Here is an 18,622-nt window from a genome sequence, read left to right as displayed (position 1 = left end):
AGGCATCATGGCGGAGCGGAAGGTATATTCCATTAAAGATCTCAACCGTTATATCCGCATGAAGCTTGACTCGGATCATCTGCTCTCCGATGTGTGGATTCGGGGAGAAATTTCGAATTTTACGCATCATGGCAGTGGGCATATGTATTTTACGCTCAAGGATGAGAGCAGCCGCATCAAGGCGATTATGTTCGCTTCCCATAACCAGCGGCTGCCTTTCGTACCGAAGGAAGGCTCGCGGGTCATCGCTAGAGGGAATGTGACGGTATTCGAAAGGGACGGTCAGTATCAGTTCTATGCCACGCACATGCAGCCCGACGGCATCGGCAGCCTGTATCTTGCCTATGAACAGCTGAAGAAGAAGCTCGAACAGGAAGGACTGTTCGCCGCCGAGCTGAAGCGACCATTGCCCCGCTATCCGCGCTGCATCGGCGTCGTTACGTCGCCGACGGGCGCGGCGGTTAGGGATATTCTCATCACGCTGCGCCGGCGGTTTCCGCAGGTGTCCATCGTGCTCTATCCCGTACTCGTGCAGGGGAAGGGAGCGGCGCCATCCATCGTGAAGGCGATCCGCGACCTGAACGCTATGGGCGAGGCCGACGTGCTCATCGTGGGCCGCGGGGGCGGCTCCCTGGGAGGAGCTGTGGGCATTCAATGAAGAAGCGGTGGCGAGGGCCATTGCGGCGTCGGATATACCGGTCATTTCGGCCGTGGGTCATGAGACCGATTTTACGATCGCCGATTTCGCGGCCAACCTCCGCGCCGCGACGCCCACGGCCGCAGCGGAGCTGGCCGTGCCGCATGCCGCGGAGCTGACTGCGCAGCTCCGCCAGCTGCAGCGCTTGCTGCGCCAGGGGCTGCAGCGCCGCGCCATGCGCGGGCGCGAGCGGCTCGCGGCGCTGCAGCGCTCGCCGGTGCTGGTCAGCCCGCGCCGGTACCTGCTCCAGCACGCGCAGCGGCTGGATATGCTGCGCCAGCGGCTTGAGCGCGCTGCCGAAGCGCGGCTGGCGCGCTCGCGCGAGCGGCCAGGCGGTGCTGCGGCACCGCCTGGAGCGCTATAGCCCGCGCGAGGGCGCCATTGCCGCGCGGCGCCGGAGCGACGGCGCAAGGCGCGAGCTTGTCGCCGCCATGAAAGCGCGTCTTGCGGACAAGCGCTCCCGCTTTGCGGCGGAGCTTAAGGCGCTGGACGCGCTAAGCCCGCTTAAGGTCATGGCGCGGGGCTACAGCCTGGTCTACGATGAGAAGGAACGGCATTTGATTAAATCGCTAAGCGAGGTTCAGCTCGGCGATCTGGTTGTCGTGAAGCTGGCGGACGGGCAGCTGGACTGCCAGGTATGGGGAATGAAGGAGGATGCGAAAGATCATGGCGAAGGAAGAAGCGGAACTGGGATTTGAGGAAGCGATGGACCGGCTGGAACTGATCGTGCGTGAACTGGAGCACGGAGACGTTCCGCTGGAGAAGGCGATCGATTTGTTTCAGCAGGGGATGAAGCTCTCCCAGCTGTGCGGGGCAAAGCTTGAGCAGGTGGAGCGCAAAATCGAAATGATCGTGGAAGAAGACGGGCAGCTGCGCAAGAAGCCGTTCGGCGCCGACCTGGAAGGGGAAAGCGATGATTCCAAATAATAACGGACTCTTCGGAAAGGAACCGGAAGAAAGCCAAAGTCCGAAGCCTGACAATCGACAGCCATTAAAGGAATATATCGCCGGCGTTAGCGATCTTGTTGCGGGCGAGCTGACGATGCTCTTCCCGAAGCATTGGGAGGTACCCGCCAAGCTGACGGAAGCAATGAGCTATTCGCTGCTCGCCGGAGGCAAGCGGCTTCGCCCTCTGCTTGTTATAGCGGCGTGCGAAGCACTTGGCGGACGCCGGGAAGCGGCGCTGCCAGTGGCAGCGGCAATCGAAATGGTGCATACATATTCGCTGATTCACGACGATCTGCCCGCTATGGACGACGACGATTACCGGCGGGGGCGGCTGACGAACCATAAAGTATTCGGCGAAGCGACGGCTATTCTGGCAGGAGATGCTTTGCTGACGCATGCTTTTTACAGCGTTGTGCAGGCCACCCGCCGGTACGGGGTATCCGCGGAGAACGTCTTGTCCATCGTGGAGGACTTGGCGGAAATGGCCGGACCGCGCGGCATGGTGGGTGGCCAAGCGGCCGACATGGAAGGCGAGCAGGGGCTGACCGATCTGGACAGCCTGCGCTATATCCATCTGCACAAGACAGGGGATCTGATTGTCTTCTCGCTCCTAGCCGGGGGACGTATTGGCGGAGCGTCGGATCAGCAGCTTGAAGCGCTGCGGCGGTTCGGCGTCAGCATCGGACTGGCGTTCCAGGTGCAGGACGATATTCTCGACCTCGTCGGGGACGAAAGCAAGCTCGGCAAGAAGACGGGCAGCGATGTCCGGCAGCAGAAGGTGACTTATCCCTATTTTATCGGGCTGGAGGCTTCAAGGCTTGAAGTGGAGCGGCTGACGGAAGAGGCGAAATCCGCTGTGCGGGAATGCGGATTTGCCGATGGGGCGCGTCTGATTGAAATCGCCGATTATTTAATGTCCAGAGATCACTAAAGCTAAACGGAAACGGCTGCATTTCGACAGCCGTTTCATTTATGTTATAATGGGAGTTATACTTTACAACATCAGGAAAGCGGGGAAATCACGTGCTGCTTCCACAACTAAATGATCCTAAGCAACTGAAATCGCTATCGATCGAACAATTGAATACCCTGGCGGACGAGATACGCAGGTTTTTGATTGAGAAGCTGTCTGCGACAGGCGGACATCTCGCCTCCAATCTGGGAGTGGTGGAGCTCACGCTGGCCTTGCATTACTGCTACGACAGTCCCCGGGACAAATTTATATTTGATGTCGGACATCAAGCGTATGTCCACAAAATATTGACCGGCCGCCAGGACCGGTTTGATACGCTGCGCAAGCAGAACGGGCTCTGCGGCTTTGTCAAGCGCTCCGAGAGCGAGCATGACGTGTGGGAAGCCGGGCACAGCAGCACCTCCCTCTCCGCAGCGATGGGCATGGCGATGGCCCGCGATTTCAAGGGAGAAGACAACAAGGTTGTCGCCATAATCGGCGACGGGGCTCTGACCGGCGGCATGGCGTTCGAGGCGCTGAACCATATCGGACATGAGCGCCGCAAGCTGATGGTCATCCTGAACGACAACGAAATGTCCATCGCCCCTAATGTCGGCGCGATGCATAACTATTTAAGCCAAATTCGCTCGGACCGCCATTATTTGCGGGCCAAGGACGAAGTGGAAGGGCTCCTGAGGAAGATTCCGGCGATCGGCGGCCGTCTGGCGAAGACCGCGGAACGGATGAAGGACAGCCTGAAATATATGATGGTTCCCGGCGTTTTGTTTGAGGAGCTGGGCTTTACGTATCTCGGCCCTGTGGACGGTCATGATCTTGCGACCATGATCGATACGTTCCACCAGGCGGACAATGTGGCGGGACCCGTGCTCGTTCACGTGCTCACCACCAAAGGCAAAGGCTATCAACCGGCGGAAGCCGATTCCTATAAATGGCACGGCATTACCCCGTACAAGATCGAATCCGGCCAGGTGCTGAAAGCGGTTGGTCATCCGATGTACACGGAAGTGTTCGGTGAGACGCTGATCGAACTCGGCCGGCAGGATGAACGGCTTGTCGCCGTTACTCCCGCGATGCCGGGAGGCTCCGGTCTGTTCCCGTTCTCGAAGGAATTTCCGGGGCGTATGATTGATGTGGGCATTGCGGAGCAGCATGCGGCCACGCTCTGCGCCGCGCTTGCCATGGAAGGAATGAAACCGGTGTTTGCGGTTTATTCCACCTTCATGCAGCGTGCCTACGACCAGATCGTTCACGACATCTGCCGCCATAACGCCAATGTGATGTTCGCCATCGACCGGGCCGGATTTGTCGGCGCTGACGGGGAGACGCATCAGGGCGTATACGATATCGCTTTTATGCGTCATATTCCGAACATCGTGCTGATGATGCCCAAGGATGAGAATGAACTGCGCCATATGATGAAGACGGCGCTGGAATACAATGACGGCCCGATCGCGTACCGTTATCCCCGCATTAACGGGACCGGAACAGCGCTTGATCCGGAGCTGCGCTGCCTGCCGATCGGGTCATGGGAACGGCTGCGCCCCGGTGATGACTTCGCTATCATTGCCTGCGGCCCGATGGTACAGCTGGCGGAGGATGCGGCGGATCTGCTCAAACGTGAGGGTATTCAGACGGGGGTCGTGAACGCCCGCTTCCTGAAGCCGCTGGACGGCTCCATGCTTCAAAGTCTCGCCCGTGCCGGCACGAAGATGATCGTGCTGGAGGAAGCGAGCCAGGCGGGGAGCCTGGGCAGCGCCGTGCTGGAGCATTATGCCGAGCATGGGCTGCATCACGTTACGGTGGAGCTGATGGGCGTGCCGGATATTTTTGTTGAACACGGCTCGATCAAAGAACAGCGCCAGCTGACGGGACTTACCGTCGAGGCGGTATGCGCCCGGATTAAATCGATGAAGGCGGCAAGCTCTTATCCATTCGGCAAGACAACGTCTTCGCAAGCCTAAGGGAGACCCGAGTATAGAAATTTGGAGATGACTATGGAGCACGGTAAAGAGAAAGAACGGAGCCCGAAGGAAAGAATCGACGTGCTGCTCGTCGAGCAGGGCTTTTACGAAAGCCGCGAAAAAGCCAAGGCGGCCATCATGGCCGGTCTTGTGCTTGCGGATGAAGAACGCATCGAGAAAGCCGGGATGAAAGTGCCTCGCAGCGCTGTTCTGAAGGTCAAGGGCGCCGTACATCCGTACGTCAGCCGCGGCGGACTCAAACTGGAAAAAGCGCTGCGCCGGTTCAGCATCGATGTCGGCGGCCGGACAATGCTGGATATCGGCGCTTCCACCGGGGGCTTCACTGATTGCGCGCTTCAGAACGGGGCGGCCTATGTCTATGCGATCGATGTCGGATATAACCAGCTGGACTGGTCGCTCCGGGAAGATGAACGGGTATGCGTCATGGAACGGACGAACTTCCGGTATATGACGCCGCCGGATCTCAAAGGCCCCGTTCCCGATTTTGCCAGCATCGACGTTTCTTTTATCTCGCTAAAGATTATCCTGCCTCCGCTAAAAGCGCTGCTTCGAAAGCCGGCTGATATTGTCGCGCTGATTAAGCCCCAGTTCGAGGCCGGGCGGGAGAAGGTTGGCAAATCGGGCGTCGTTCGCGATCCGGCGGTTCACCGGGAAGTGCTTATTAATGTGCTTGAGATGGCCCGTGAACAGGGATATATTCTGAAAGGATTGACCTTCTCCCCGATTACGGGCGGTGAGGGCAATATCGAATTTTTGGCCCACTGGCATCTGGAACCGGAAGAGACACAATCAGGCGGCGAAGGCGCGGACGGGGGGAAAGCATCCTCCGAAGCGGAAACTTTCCCCCGGCTTGAAGGCGATTATGCTGCGCTCGCGGAAGCCGTTGTGGCGGAAGCCTCGGGCACGTTCGGTGGTAAGGCATCTCATGGAAACTCATCGGGTCGATGAGTTTCTTTTGGCTATTTAAAAGGGATTTGGCTCGGTCTAAGCGAATACATCACCGAGGTGATTTCCAATGACGGGTAGCCCGGACAGGGCGGTTATGGCGCTGATCGGCGTTGGACTGGCGGTTTGGGTCATCTACCGCATTTATATATGGCTGCAGAGCTCGCCGCGTTCTTTTTTGCAGGATCACATTCCGTTAAATAAAGAGATCATTTCTCATCCTGCGCTGAATCTGCTGGAAAATGCAGGCTATGAAGTCGTCGGCGGCAAGCTGAAAATACCGCTGTCCTTCAACGTTGACGGTGCTAAGCTATACAGCCGGCTGTTCGTCGATTACATTGCGGAAGCCGAGAACGGCACGCAGTATCTCGTTATACTGGCCAGGCCGCGCCGTCCGCTGGAATGGACCGGAAGCGGGATGCGAGACATGCTGCTGCCGTATCTCCTGATTTATCCGGAGGTGAGCGGAGTGCTCTATGTAAATGCTGCGGCGGGCACGGTCAATCTGATCACTTTTGGCAGGGATGACGGAGAGAACGACTAGAACCTTTTTGAACATACGGGAGGCCATTAATGAAAGGTCAAAGACATATTAAAATTCGTGAAATTATTACCCACCGGGATATTGAAACGCAGGACGAGCTGGTCGAAGCACTTCGGAATGCGGGTTTCCAGGTAACCCAGGCTACCGTTTCCAGGGATATCAAGGAGCTCCTGCTGATTAAGGTTCCGATGGATGACGGGAGATACAAATACTCGCTGCCGACTGATCAGCGCTATAATCCGACGCAGAAGCTGAGGCGGGTGCTTGTGGACAATTTCGTACACATCGATTATTCGGGAAATCTTGTCGTCATGAAATGCCTGCCTGGAACGGCCAATTCCGTCGCAGCGCTGATCGACAGCATCGAGTGGCCCGAAATTATGGGAACGATATCCGGTGATGACACCATTTTGATAATCTGCCGGGAGGCGGACGACAGCAAAACAGTGGTATCGCAGATCATGGGTTACATTTAACACATTCTGAGAAAAATTTTCTCCAATCACAAGAATCGGCTCTGGACATGGGAGGGCATTTGCCCTCTGAACTGTCCTGCTGAATTGCATAGTGACAGAATCGTACCCCGCCCTGTTTTACACCTGTTCCGAAACTTTCCTAAAGCCCCTTCAAGCAGCATATATGTTAGCGCTTTATTTCCTTTCCTTCTTCTGCCCCTTAACTATTTGGATAAATCCTCTTGACTCCGAACTTATGTTCGGTCATACTCTAAGGTAACGGCGGAATTCGCCCATACAGATCAACAATAAAAATCAACAATTATATAAGATGAACTTGAAATATGTAATCAGTTAAGGAGTAACGAAGGGGAAGTTTGGAACTGTAGGAGCGATAGCGATCGCCTTTGTCTCCGGATTTCTACCGCGAAGAGCGGTTAATCGAGAAATCTGGAGACAACAGCGGCCGGAAGTCCAAACGTTCCTCGTAGTTGCGACTCTTATCTGATAGGAAAATCTTAAGTTCAGCTTATATAGCGTGAAATAACCGCTTACTTAGAGAAAGACAGTTCATAAAACACAAGGATTCATGCGTCGGAGGTGCAATATTTGTGCTGGAAACATTGTCTATTCGCAATCTGGCGGTTGTCGAATCGGTAGATGTATATTTTCATCCGGGCTTTCATGTGCTGACGGGGGAGACGGGAGCGGGCAAGTCCATCATTATCGATGCGCTTGGCATGATTGCCGGCGGCCGGGGATCGGCGGATTCCATTCGCTACGGCTGCGAGAAGGCGGAGATGGAGGCTCTGTTCAGCTTGCCCAATAATCATTCCGTGTGGGACACGCTGGAGAGGCTTGGAATCAGGGCGCAGAAAGAGGAGCATCTGATTATCCGCAGAGAACTGAACTCCCAGGGAAAGAGCACGTCCCGCGTTAACGGCCAAATGGTGAATTTGACGATGCTGCGTGAAATCGGCGAGCAGCTAGTCAATATTCACGGCCAGCATGAGCATCAGAATCTTCTTCGGCCGGAGCGCCATTTAGGGCTTTTGGATACGTACGGAGAGTCCGTGATCGGACCGATGAAGGCGGACTACCAGGAGAAATATTCGAAGTTTGTCCAAGTGGAGAGGGAGCTTCGCGAGCTGCAGGATTCAAGCCAAAGAACCTATCAAATGCTTGATTTGTACCGGTTTCAACTGGAGGAGATCGCATCTGCTGCATTAAAAAGCGGAGAAGATGAATTACTTTCCGAAGAAAGGGTCAGACTATCCCATAGCGAGAAAATGATGGATTCCGTCTCCGGCGCTTACGATCTGCTGAATGGACGGCAGGGACTTGATGCGATCAGCAATGTTATCTCGATGCTTGAAGACGTCGTTCGTTTTGATGAGAAAAATTTGCGGCCCGTACTGGAGCAGCTGCAGTCGTCCTTTTACCAGCTGGAGGATTCGTCGTTTCAGCTGCGCGATTACCGTGAGGATATCGAGTTCAATCCGGCAAGGCTGGAGGAAGTGGAGAACCGTCTTGATCTCATATCCAGTTTGCGCCGCAAGTACGGCGATAGCGTGGAGCAGATTCTGGAGTATTACGAACAAATTTCACGGGAAACCGATATGCTGGAGAACAAAGATGAATATTTGGACAAGCTGACGGTTAAGCGCAACGCTCTTCTTGAAGAGGTGATGGCCTCTGCAGCCAAGCTTAGTGAAGTCCGGCGCCGGTGCGCGGTAGATTTAGCTTCGCAGGTGGAAGGTGAGCTGAAGGATCTGCAAATGGAACGGACTTCGCTTGAGGTCAAGCTTGACATCCTTGAAGATCCCAAAGGAGTGGAGGTTGACGGCCGGCGTATCCGCCTTACCCGGCAAGGGATCGACAGCGCCGAATTCATGATTTCTCCCAATCCGGGAGAGCCGCTTCGTCCATTAAGTAAAATCGCATCGGGCGGCGAGCTGTCGCGCATTATGCTGGCGATGAAGAGCATCTTTGCAAGGCATGAGGATATTCCCGTGCTGATCTTTGACGAAGTGGATACCGGAGTGAGCGGACGGGCGGCACAATCCATCGCCGATAAGCTGTACCGGTTGTCTTCGATGTGCCAGATCTTCTCCATTACCCACCTGCCGCAGGTGGCCTGCATGGCGGACCATCAGTACCTCATCCGCAAAAAAGTGCAGGACGGACGAACGATGACCGAGGTGCAGTCGCTGTCCGAAGAAGGCCGGGTCAAAGAGCTGGCGAGAATGCTGGGCGGCGTGGAAATTACCGAAAAGACGCTGCATCACGCGCAGGAAATGCTTAATCTGGCCGACGCCAGCAAGGCTGCCGGAACACTAACCGGTTAAGTATTGACAGTAATAAAAGCCTGGGGGCAAGGTTATCTTATAGGTACGCAATTGGCGACCACTTTTTTCGTCAAGCGAAAGAAGCAAAAGGGAGCGTGACAGCCATTGAAGCCTAACCTCAGGAAGTTATTGCCAGGTCTTTTATTTGCTTTCTTTCTTAGTGTGTCAGGGTTTAGCGTACCGGTTTCAGGTTATGCATCGCAGGCTGAAGGGAGCCGGGCAGGAGCAGAATCGGAAACGGCCCGGGAGGTTAAGGTGTATCCGGGAGGTCAGACGATCGGCGTCAAGGTCAAATCGGCCGGCGTATTGGTTGTGGGGCATCACCTGGTCGAGGTGTCTCAGCAGACCAAATTATCGCCTGGGGAGAACAGCGGACTGCTGCCGGGGGATCTAATGGTATCGATTGACGGGGTCAGGCTGGACGAGGTAAGGAAGGTGGCTGACCTTGTGAAGCGAGCAGGGGACTCCGGCCGTGAGCTCACTATCCGGTATATACGTGAAGGAAGGGAACGGACAGCGAAGCTTAAACCCGCTTACGACCGGAACGACAATGTATGGCGGCTGGGGCTCTTCATCAGGGATTCCGCCGCTGGGGTAGGAACATTGACCTTTTACGCGCCGAACCAGGGCGTTTATGGAGCGCTCGGCCATGTTATAACCGATATGAATACCGGCACCCCGATTGTCGTTGGCAGCGGACATATTGTGGAATCAAGCGTAACTTCCATTTCCAAGAGTCAAGACGGCGATCCTGGAGAGAAGCGGGCTCACTTTCTTAAGGAGAGCCAGGTGCTTGGCAATGTTGAAAGCAACACCGACTTCGGCATTTTCGGCAAAATGGGGCGTAACCCGGACCACAGTCTATATAACGAACCGATTCCGGTCGCCATGAGCAGCGAAGTGAAGGAAGGGCCAGCCCAGATTCTTACCGTACTTGAAGGTCAGCGGGTCGAACGGTTTAATGTCGAGATCATTCATGTGGCCCGGCAGCAGCAGCCGGCTACCAAAGGAATGGTGCTGCGCATTACCGATCCAAGATTGATCGATAAGACCGGGGGAATCGTTCAGGGAATGAGCGGCAGTCCCATTGTACAGAATGGCAAGCTGGTTGGAGCGGTGACGCATGTCTTCGTCAATGACCCTAAATCGGGTTACGGCTGCTTTATCGAATGGATGCTTAAAGATTCCGGTGTTGTACAACCCTATAGTTTTCAATCCAATCTTAAGGCGGTTTAGCCTTAAGATTTTTTGTCGAACGTTCATGAAGAAAATCGAAAGCTGTAATAAAATAATTAATTATAAATCATGCCAAAAAAAAAATAAAGAAAAATAATTTTCGACAGAAGGAAATTCGTTCCACATGTCGAAAAGATTTAGAGAGAGAAGACAACGCTGTTTTACAAAGCTGATATTTTTAAGGAGGAAACAGCCAGTGCAGAATATTGAAGTGTTGTTGGCAGACGATAACCGGGAATTTACCAATTTGCTTGCTGAATATATTTCCGAGCAGGAAGATATGACAGTGACCGGAATTGCGTATAATGGTGAAGAAGTGGTGCAAATGCTGAGCCAGGCACGCAAAATTCCCGATGTTCTTATCCTTGATATTATCATGCCGCATCTTGACGGATTGGGCGTCCTCGAACGTCTAAGGGAAATGGACCTGAATCCTCAACCTAAAATCATTATGCTGACTGCCTTCGGACAGGAGAATATCACCCAAAGGGCAGTGCAGCTCGGAGCGTCTTATTACATCTTGAAGCCTTTCGATATGGAGGTGCTCACCAACCGGGTAAGGCAGCTTGTAGGAACCCAGAGCGGCAGCGTCATGACCTCTTCTTCCTCAGCCGGCTCTCCAATCTTCTCGTCAGTCAAATCCAACGTTGTTCCGTTGTCCAAAGGCAAAAATTTGGATGCCAATATCACTTCGATCATACATGAAATCGGCGTTCCTGCGCATATTAAAGGATATCAGTACTTGCGCGAGGCGATCACGATGGTGTACAACAACATCGAAATTTTGGGAGCGATTACGAAGACACTCTACCCGGCCATTGCCGAAAAATTCAAGACAACGCCTTCACGCGTAGAAAGGGCCATCCGACACGCGATTGAGGTTGCCTGGACCCGCGGGAACATCGACTCCATCAGCCACCTGTTTGGCTACACGATCAACATCAGTAAGTCCAAACCCACCAATAGCGAGTTTATCGCGATGGTGGCAGACAAGCTGCGGATTGAGCATAAGGTGTCGTGAAAGGGTAAGGATCAGGATAAGTAACGTTCAGCCGTTAAACCGGGCTAAGAAATAAGGAACACTCCTTTATTTGGTTGTGAAAGCCAAGTAAAGGAGTGTTTTCAGTTATACTAATGGGGGAATTATCCAAACAAAATGAACAGGCAGACCGCAAGGTCTGCCTGAACAAGAAAACTTCCATAATATGAAGATGAAGAAAGCAGACTGCTAAGTGCTGCCCCGTTGAATTGAAAAAAGAAAGTACTGTTTATAAATGCTCGGAATGCTCCAAGCTTCTCTTGGACAAGACTTCTTCAATAATCTCAATAAATTCGGGAGATGCCTTCGCCTGTACCGCCAATTCATAGATGTTTAACAGCTGTTCATTAGTTAACATTTCAAGTGAGGAGGGGCGTGGAGAAGGAGTAAAATGAAAGTTCATTAGATTCCTCCATAAGTTAAATAGTTTCTTGAAAATACATCCTTTCCAAATGGTACCATTTTCGTACCTGCTTGTCTCCCTTCATTCTCCCCCTCAATTTTTCTTTACAAATCATGGATAATATGACATAATATTTGCTTCTTTTTTGGAACATAAATAGTAAACTGGCAAGACATCCACATGATATGAAGAGAGCAGTAGAAATCATCATCATGCCTGGTAGAAAATCAGCAAAAGTGGAAAAAATCAGAGTATACTGGAGTCATGTTCACTTCGAGAGGAGATTCAAGATGAGCCAACGCCCGACCAAGGAAGAGTATGCAGAGTCCAATGAGAAGTATTTGAAACTGGTGCCGGAACAAGGAGAATTTTCCGATGTTTTGCTGGAACTATCCGAGACCGTCTTCGCGTTATTCGAAGGATTGACCGAGGAGCAGGCGGCATACCGGTACGCACCGGACAAATGGAGCCTTAAGCAACTGCTCGGTCACTTGACGGACAGTGACCGCATTATGGCCTACCGGGTGCTGCGTTTGTCCCGGGGAGATGAAACGCCGCTTGCCGGCTATGATGAGAATGATTTCGTAAATGCGGCCGATTTTGACTCCTATTCACTGGAAGAACTGATTCGACAGTTCAAAGCGACGCGCCAATCAACGCTGGCTTTGTTCGCGGCCATTCCGGAGAAGGCGTGGACCCGCAAAGGCAACACGAACGGCCATCCCATTTCGGCCAGAGCACAGGCCAGCCTGCTGATCGGACATGAGCTGCATCATTTGAATATCATTAAAGAACGTTACCTAAAGTAACGGTTATCCTGCATTAATTCTCCATTACTCCGTCTTTCATCCCTATTCCAATTAAATCCTCTGTTGGCAGCCGCTGAAAAGCGGCTTTTTTCCTGTTTCTACAAATATAACACGAACATTACACGACAATATTCGTGTCAATTATGCATTATGCATAAAGAAATAGAATGTAATCTGTCGAAATATACAATCTAATGTAAAGTTAGTTGCTCTCATAGTATAAATCATGTACATTTCTCTTAATCAATTCGCAATATCGTAACAGTAAATGTTATATTAAGTGACAGATGTCATATCGGAAAACGATTTCCTGTCTGAGTAACAGTTGATCTATCAAGGGGATGCAGTCATATTTACAATCCATAACACTTTGACAGGAATTCGGGAAATCGATTTCCCGTGTTTTCCAACTGAGGTGAGTTACCGCATACCCCGGGTCTGGTTGTTTTTTTTGACGCGAGGGGTGGGAGTGTAGGCATGAGCATTACGATTAAAGATGTGGCCATGAGAGCGAATGTATCACCGGCAACCGTTTCACGGGTTCTCAATCAAAGCAAGCCCGTCAGCAAAGCGATACGTGAGAAAGTTCTGAAAGTGGTTGAAGAGCTGAACTTCAATCCCAACTCGGTTGCACGCAGTCTGGTTATGAAAGAAAGCCGGCTCATCGGAGTCATCATTTCAAGCATTGATAATGTCTTTATTTCAAAATTTGTCAACATTATCGAAGAGGAATTCTTTAAGCACAACTACACCACGCTCCTCTGCAATACAAGAAGTGACGATGGGATCGAGAAGGATTATTTAAGGCTCTTGAAAGACAAGTACGTGGATGGCGTCGTGCTGATGACCTCTCCTCCCAAGCCGCATCAGATTGAGTTTTTTGAGCAGGTGGACATTCCGGCCGTGTTTGCGGGGCATATTGACCCGAGTCAGCAGTTCTCGTCCGTCAACATCGATAATTATCAGGCCATGTATGATGCGACCCGGTATTTGCTTGAGATTGGACATCGCAGAATCGCGTTTTTTGGCGGGCCGCATATCTACCGTCAGGCGGTGGAGCGGTTATCCGGTTATAAACAAGCGCTGGCCGAATACGGCATTGGCTCTGAAGAGTCGCTGATTTTTACCAATGACTACGACATCGATCACGGCTATGCGAACGGTATGGCGTTATTTCAAAGACCGGACAGGCCAACAGCCGTGTGCTGTGTGAGCGACATGGTCGCAATCGGCGCAATTAAGGCAGCTGAAATGAACGGGCTGAGCGTACCCGGGGATATTTCCATCATGGGGTTCGACGATATCCTTTTGGCCAAAGCTTACTGTCCCGGCATTACGACTGTTAGGCAGCCAATCCAGGAGCTGAGCGTACAGACGGCGGAAATGCTGCTGAAGCAAATCAAGCAGAAAGAGGATTATGTGAAGGAAACAAGGATTCTTCCGCATGAAATTATAGTAAGGGGGAGTTGCATGGCGGTAACAGGCTAAAGCTGATTAGAAAAGTGACGTCCCGAATCATTTTGCTCGCTTCAATTGGATCGAAGGTTTGTACACACTGAATACATGCAAAAGGGGTAGATATTTCATGAAAAAGAAGCTAAGTCTGGTAATGCTGTCTGCAATAATGCTGTTCACATTGTCTGCATGCGGCGGTAACGCAGCGACGAATTCCGGCAATCAGTCAAGCAATGCAGCGGGTTCGCAGACCGGTACAGATGAGACTGCCGCTACGGAAGAGCTGAAGCCCGAGGAAGGGGCGGAATTGAGACTTTGGACGTTTATCACCGACCTGAAGCCTTTTACTGATTATGCGCTGAAAGAATTCGAACAAAAGTACAACATTAAAGTCACGGTAGAGGATGTCGGTTACTGGGACAGCATCAAGCGGTTGTCGACGGATGGGCCGGCCGGCGTAGGCGCGGACGTGTTCGGTCTGCAAACACCTGATGTGGCAAATGCCGTTCAATCCGGGCTCGTGCTGCCGAATGACTATTTTGAAGAAGACACGAAAAGCATTAACAAGCCGGACACAATCGCGGCAGCTACTCATGACGGCATTCTGTACGGTTATCCCTGGAACGTCTATACGTTCAGCCTCTACTACAACAAAGATCTTGTGAAGGACGCGAAGCTGGAGACATGGGATGATATTATCGCCTTCTCCAAGAAATTCAATGATGTGAAGAACAATAAATTCGGCTTCCTGTACGAGCCCAAAACCTCTGCCTTTGACGTCGCCTTCATGACGGGTTATGGCGGGTACATCTTCGGCAACAATGAAACGGATGTCAATGACATCGGAATCAATAATGAAGGTTCTGTAAAAGGGATGCAGTTCATTCAATCTCTTCACGAGATTATCCCGCTTGAACTGGCCGATGTCACTAATAATCTGAAGGAAGGTCTGTGGGCACAAGGCAAGCTTGCCATCAATATGGACGGAAGCTGGGCGATCGGTGAGCATAACAAGCAGCCGTTCCCTGTAGGCGTACTGCCGATGCCGAAGCTGCCGGGCGGTGAAAATGCGATGCCGCTTGCGGGAAGCACGGGATACTATGTAAGCTCGTACTCCAAATATCCGAATGCAGCCAAGCTTCTCGCCCATTTCATCACGACCAAAGAAATGCAAATCAAGAACAATGAGCTGACCGGCGCGCTTCCGGCCGCCAATATCTCCGGAACCGAGCAGGGAATCCGCAATGATGAGTTGACCCAGGGCTTCCTGAAGCAAATTGCAAGCAGCCACAGATTCCCGGGTCTTTATGAGACGAAATATGTATGGCCGGCTCTGGATGCCGCTATAGCCGACGTCTGGAAAGGCGGAGATCCTAAAGCCGCTTTGGACAAGGCTGCCGAGAAGCTGAAAACGGACATAGCCAATCAGAAATAACGAATAGAGCTGAAGTTGTGCGAGTAACGGGCGGTCACCTGGGTTGTCGACGGGTGATCGCATTTCATTAAAAGGAGGTCAAAGGGGGATGCAGGAGTTCATCATGGAGCAAGAACGTTCCAAGCTAACCAGAACGTACAGCAGGACTGCGGCGGTATTGTCGGCGCTGGCCATGGGATTGGGGCAATTGTACAATCGCCAGTACATGAAAGGCGTTATTTTGCTGGCGGTGCACGCGCTGGCCTTGTATACCTTTATTTTTCGGCTGCCTCATGCGGTATGGGGGCTGGTTACACTTGGCGAAACCGAGACCCAACTTAAAAAGGTGGGCAGGCTCTACAAGCAGGTCATGGGGGACCACTCCGTCTTCCTGATGATCGAGGGATTGGTCACCGTTTTTGTAGCGCTGATTTTTATCTGGATCTATGTGATGAATATTAAAGATTCTTATCGTACAGGAAAAATGAGGGAACAAGGCGAGGTACCCAATACCTTCAAAGAAACGGTCAGTTTTGTGCTGTCCTACCGATTCCCGTATTTGATCCTGGCGGTTCCGCTGGCGGGTGTCTTTTTCTTCACCATCATGCCGATTGTCTTCATGATCCTGATCGCCTTTACAAACTATACGGCCACGCATACGCCGCCAAAGAACCTGCTGGATTGGACCGGCTTTGAGGCCTTCAGGGAACTCTTCCGGATCAAAGAATGGAGCCGCACCTTCTACAGTGTCACGTTATGGACGATTGTCTGGGCGCTTCTTGCAACGCTTACCGGTTATTTCGGCGGGTTCGCGGTAGCGCTGCTCGTCCAGCAAAAACGCATTCGCTTCAAGTCGTTTTGGCGCACGCTGTTTATTTTGCCTTATGCGATTCCAATGTTTGTTTCAATGCTGATTCTGCAAAATATGTTTAACGGCCAGTTCGGCCCGGTGAACCAGTATCTTGAGCTGTTTGGCATCGGCAAAATTCCGTGGCTCTCCGATCCGACATGGGCGAAGGTCACGCTCATCATTGCGAATTTCTGGGTATCTTTCCCGGTATCGATGCTCATGATTATTGGAATCATGTCGACGATCCCGCAGGATATGTATGAAGCGGCCGATATCGACGGCGCGAGTGCTTTTCAGAAGACCCGGATGATTACGTTCCCGTGCGTGATGTATTCGATGGCCCCGCTGGTCATTATGTCCTTCGTCGGGAATATGAACAATTTCAATGTAATCTACCTGCTGACGAACGGGAACCCGATCAACGGCGATTTCCAGTATGCCGGAGACACCGACATTCTGATCACTTGGCTGTTCAAGCTTTCCATGGAAAACGGCCAGTACAATTTCGCCTCCGTTATCGGGATTATCATTTTCATTCTTTTGTCCGCATTTGCGATTTGGAATGTTCGCCGGACGAAGGCATTTAAGGAGGACACATCGTCATGAGCCGTAAAATAAGAGGATCGATCTGGCTGTCGGTCAGTTATGTGCTGCTTGCTGTCGTCGGCGTCTTCTCCGTATACCCGGCCCTTTGGGTGATTATGTCTTCGCTTAGGACAGGCAATTCGCTGTACAGCGAAACCTTGCTTCCTACGGCCTTGACGTTCGGCCATTATGCCAATTTGTTCGATAAATACGATTTTGCCCGCTGGTATGTCAACACATTGAAGATTGCCGTGACTACCACCGTGGTCGGCACGATTTTGACGCTGCTCCCCGGATATGCGTTCTCGGTCTTCCGCTTTAACGGCCGGAAAACGATGATGAGCACATTGATGGTGCTGGGCCTGTTCCCCGGATTTATGAGCATGATTGCCGTATTTATTTTGCTGAATCTGATGAACCTGCTCAATACGCATATTGCGGTTATTCTGGTCTACGCGGCGGGAGCGCCCTTGTTCTTCCTGTTTGCCAAAAGCTACTTCGACACCATTCCCAAAAGTCTGGTGGAGGCGGCGCGCATGGACGGAGCGGGTCATCTCGGCATTTTCTTCCGCATCGTGATGCCCTTGTCTACACCGCTTATTGTGTATACGGCGCTGAGTATTTTTGCCGGCTCGTTCACCGACTTTATCTTTGCCAAGCTCGTGCTGCGGACACCGGAGACGAAGACGCTGGCCGTCGGTTTGTTCGATATGATCAGTACGCGGCAGTCTACGGATTTCACTACGTTTGCCGCAGGATGCGTCCTGATCGCGGTTCCGATTACTTTCCTGTTCATTCTGCTTCAGCGGCTCCTGACCCAAGGCTTGACAGCCGGCGCTGAAAAAGGATAAATTCCAGTTTGTGAACTTTTCATTCTATTCATCTATTCATGGGGGAGGCACACGATGCCAAACAAACATCAACTTATTCTCGATGTCGATACAGGAATCGACGACGCGTTTGCCATTCTCTATGCGTTGAAATCACAGCATATTCATATTGAGGGCATCTGCACCGGATTTGGCAATACGGACGTTGCTCAGGCAACCGACAATACGCTGCGGATCATTAAGCTCGCGAATCCGGGTTACGATGTTCCGGTTGCCCCGGGCGCTTCAGGACCGCTTGAACGAAAGTGGGGAGGATCGGTCGTGCATGTCCACGGTGACAATGGCATCGGGAATGCGGAGCTTCCGCCTTCGAACCAGCTTCCTCTTGAGGAATCTGCGGCTGATTTTATGATTCGGAAAGCCAACGAGCAGCCGGGAGAATTGATTCTGGTTACGCTTGGAAGTTTGACCAATCTGGCGCTGGCGCTTGAGAAAGATCCCTCGATCCGCGGTAAATTTAAGCACGTGGTCATGATGGGAGGGACCGTATTTTCCCACGGCAACGTCACGCCGGTAGCCGAAGCGAATTTTCATGTGGACCCCGAGGCGGCAGCGCTTGTGTTTAAGTCGGGGCTTCCGCTGACGATGGTCGGGCTGGATGTAACATTACAGGCGAAGCTGACGATGCAGCACCTCGACTGGATGGACCGGAACGCGCGTCAGGATTGCCGGGAGGTTGTGGAGTTTTTGCGGGCTTCACTGGCCTACTATTTTAATTTCTACACCCGGGTCAATGATTTCATTGACGCATGTCCGCTGCATGATCCGCTGGCGCTGCTGGTTGCGGTAGATCCAAGCCTGGTCAAGATACAGACCCTGAAAGCCGAAATTGAATGCAGCGGAAGTCTGACATCCGGCATGGTTGTGACCGACCGGAGACCTCATCCGTTAAGGGGAAACGATGTAAACATCTGTCTTGAAGTGGATGCGGAACGGGCGATTGGCAAGCTCGTAACCGGATTTATATAATATGCGCTGGAATAGCGAAACAGGGCCGGCACGGGGATCATCCCTGCCAAGGCCCTGTTCGCGTATTTAGATATGGTTAT

At 52.1% G+C, this 18,622-nt stretch carries 16 protein-coding genes and 1 pseudogene; 16 read left to right on the top strand and 1 reads right to left on the bottom strand.

From position 1 onward, the window contains the following. Nucleotides 1-7: 7 nt before the first annotated feature. From xseA to spo0A, 10 genes and pseudogenes are all read left to right on the top strand, one after another. A pseudogene (gene xseA / locus PSAB_RS16635) lies at nt 8-1,395 on the top strand (exodeoxyribonuclease VII large subunit). Further along, a complete protein-coding gene (xseB, locus tag PSAB_RS16630; protein ID WP_025335722.1) occupies nt 1,364-1,624 on the top strand; it encodes an exodeoxyribonuclease VII small subunit in 261 nt (86 codons plus the stop codon). The pseudogene xseA and the gene xseB overlap by 32 nt, the downstream one beginning before the upstream one ends. Further along, a complete protein-coding gene (locus PSAB_RS16625; protein ID WP_025335721.1) occupies nt 1,611-2,576 on the top strand; it encodes a polyprenyl synthetase family protein in 966 nt (321 codons plus the stop codon). The genes xseB and PSAB_RS16625 overlap by 14 nt, the downstream gene beginning before the upstream one ends. Before the next feature lie 92 nt (nt 2,577-2,668). Beyond that, a complete protein-coding gene (gene dxs, locus PSAB_RS16620; protein ID WP_025335720.1) occupies nt 2,669-4,579 on the top strand; it encodes a 1-deoxy-D-xylulose-5-phosphate synthase in 1,911 nt (636 codons plus the stop codon). 33 nt (nt 4,580-4,612) lie between these two features. Then, nucleotides 4,613-5,548, top strand: coding sequence for a TlyA family RNA methyltransferase (locus tag PSAB_RS16615; protein ID WP_025335719.1), 936 nt, complete (start codon nt 4,613-4,615; stop codon nt 5,546-5,548). 67 nt (nt 5,549-5,615) lie between these two features. Then, on the top strand, nt 5,616-6,089 hold the full coding sequence (locus tag PSAB_RS16610; RefSeq protein ID WP_025335718.1) for a hypothetical protein: 474 nt from the start codon (nt 5,616-5,618) through the stop codon (nt 6,087-6,089). Between the two features lie 29 nt (nt 6,090-6,118). Continuing rightward, nucleotides 6,119-6,565, top strand: coding sequence for a transcriptional regulator AhrC/ArgR (ahrC, locus tag PSAB_RS16605; protein ID WP_025335717.1), 447 nt, complete (start codon nt 6,119-6,121; stop codon nt 6,563-6,565). Nucleotides 6,566-7,155: 590 nt separating this feature from the next. Further along, the gene (recN, locus tag PSAB_RS16600; RefSeq protein WP_025335716.1) at nt 7,156-8,892 is read left to right on the top strand and encodes a DNA repair protein RecN; all 1,737 of its coding nucleotides are present in this window, start codon (nt 7,156-7,158) and stop codon (nt 8,890-8,892) included. A gap of 105 nt (nt 8,893-8,997) precedes the next feature. After that, nucleotides 8,998-10,128: a SpoIVB peptidase gene (gene spoIVB / locus PSAB_RS16595; RefSeq protein WP_025335715.1), complete on the top strand. Its 1,131-nt coding sequence runs from the start codon at nt 8,998-9,000 to the stop codon at nt 10,126-10,128. Between the two features lie 196 nt (nt 10,129-10,324). Next, nucleotides 10,325-11,149: a sporulation transcription factor Spo0A gene (spo0A, locus tag PSAB_RS16590; RefSeq protein WP_025335714.1), complete on the top strand. Its 825-nt coding sequence runs from the start codon at nt 10,325-10,327 to the stop codon at nt 11,147-11,149. Nucleotides 11,150-11,396: 247 nt separating this feature from the next. Here the strand turns inward: spo0A and PSAB_RS25150 are convergent, their stop codons facing one another. Next, nucleotides 11,397-11,570: a sporulation histidine kinase inhibitor Sda gene (locus PSAB_RS25150; protein WP_084266546.1), complete on the bottom strand. Its 174-nt coding sequence runs from the start codon at nt 11,568-11,570 to the stop codon at nt 11,397-11,399. Nucleotides 11,571-11,860: 290 nt separating this feature from the next. On the opposite strand from PSAB_RS25150, the gene PSAB_RS16585 reads away from it, so the two are divergent. The 6 genes from PSAB_RS16585 (at nt 11,861) to PSAB_RS16560 (ending at nt 18,542) form a co-directional block, all read left to right on the top strand. Continuing rightward, a complete protein-coding gene (locus tag PSAB_RS16585) occupies nt 11,861-12,379 on the top strand; it encodes a DinB family protein (RefSeq protein WP_025335713.1) in 519 nt (172 codons plus the stop codon). Between the two features lie 477 nt (nt 12,380-12,856). Beyond that, a complete protein-coding gene (locus tag PSAB_RS16580) occupies nt 12,857-13,867 on the top strand; it encodes a LacI family DNA-binding transcriptional regulator (RefSeq protein ID WP_025335712.1) in 1,011 nt (336 codons plus the stop codon). 97 nt (nt 13,868-13,964) lie between these two features. Beyond that, nucleotides 13,965-15,269, top strand: coding sequence for a sugar ABC transporter substrate-binding protein (locus PSAB_RS16575; protein WP_025335711.1), 1,305 nt, complete (start codon nt 13,965-13,967; stop codon nt 15,267-15,269). 88 nt (nt 15,270-15,357) lie between these two features. Continuing rightward, nucleotides 15,358-16,704 (top strand): carbohydrate ABC transporter permease, encoded by a 1,347-nt coding sequence (locus tag PSAB_RS16570; RefSeq protein ID WP_025335710.1) that lies wholly within the window; start codon nt 15,358-15,360, stop codon nt 16,702-16,704. Then, entirely contained in the window at nt 16,701-17,534 is an 834-nt protein-coding gene (locus tag PSAB_RS16565; RefSeq protein WP_025335709.1) for a sugar ABC transporter permease, read from the top strand. The genes PSAB_RS16570 and PSAB_RS16565 overlap by 4 nt, the downstream gene beginning before the upstream one ends. 54 nt (nt 17,535-17,588) lie before the next feature. Next, nucleotides 17,589-18,542, top strand: a complete 954-nt coding sequence (locus PSAB_RS16560; RefSeq protein ID WP_025335708.1) for a nucleoside hydrolase — start codon at nt 17,589-17,591, stop codon at nt 18,540-18,542. Nucleotides 18,543-18,622 lie beyond the last annotated feature (80 nt).

It is taken from the genome of Paenibacillus sabinae T27 (genome assembly GCF_000612505.1).
Classification (GTDB): domain Bacteria; phylum Bacillota; class Bacilli; order Paenibacillales; family Paenibacillaceae; genus Paenibacillus_AQ; species Paenibacillus_AQ sabinae.
Note: the sequence above shows the minus strand (reverse complement) of the source record. Positions and strands in the feature narration are given on the sequence as shown.

Bases quoted from the DNA above. Each gene is read 5' to 3' on its own strand.
- PSAB_RS16570 (WP_025335710.1), top strand. From the start codon at position 15,358: ATGCAGGAGTTCATCATGGAGCAAGAACGTTCCAAGCTAACCAGAACG.
- PSAB_RS16615 (WP_025335719.1), top strand. From the start codon at position 4,613: ATGGAGCACGGTAAAGAGAAAGAACGGAGCCCGAAGGAAAGAATCGAC.
- ahrC (WP_025335717.1), top strand. From the start codon at position 6,119: ATGAAAGGTCAAAGACATATTAAAATTCGTGAAATTATTACCCACCGG.
- PSAB_RS16565 (WP_025335709.1), top strand. From the start codon at position 16,701: ATGAGCCGTAAAATAAGAGGATCGATCTGGCTGTCGGTCAGTTATGTG.
- PSAB_RS16610 (WP_025335718.1), top strand. From the start codon at position 5,616: ATGACGGGTAGCCCGGACAGGGCGGTTATGGCGCTGATCGGCGTTGGA.
- PSAB_RS16560 (WP_025335708.1), top strand. From the start codon at position 17,589: ATGCCAAACAAACATCAACTTATTCTCGATGTCGATACAGGAATCGAC.
- PSAB_RS16585 (WP_025335713.1), top strand. From the start codon at position 11,861: ATGAGCCAACGCCCGACCAAGGAAGAGTATGCAGAGTCCAATGAGAAG.
- xseB (WP_025335722.1), top strand. From the start codon at position 1,364: ATGGCGAAGGAAGAAGCGGAACTGGGATTTGAGGAAGCGATGGACCGG.
- PSAB_RS25150 (WP_084266546.1), bottom strand. From the start codon at position 11,570: ATGAACTTTCATTTTACTCCTTCTCCACGCCCCTCCTCACTTGAAATG.
- PSAB_RS16580 (WP_025335712.1), top strand. From the start codon at position 12,857: ATGAGCATTACGATTAAAGATGTGGCCATGAGAGCGAATGTATCACCG.
- PSAB_RS16575 (WP_025335711.1), top strand. From the start codon at position 13,965: ATGAAAAAGAAGCTAAGTCTGGTAATGCTGTCTGCAATAATGCTGTTC.
- PSAB_RS16625 (WP_025335721.1), top strand. From the start codon at position 1,611: ATGATTCCAAATAATAACGGACTCTTCGGAAAGGAACCGGAAGAAAGC.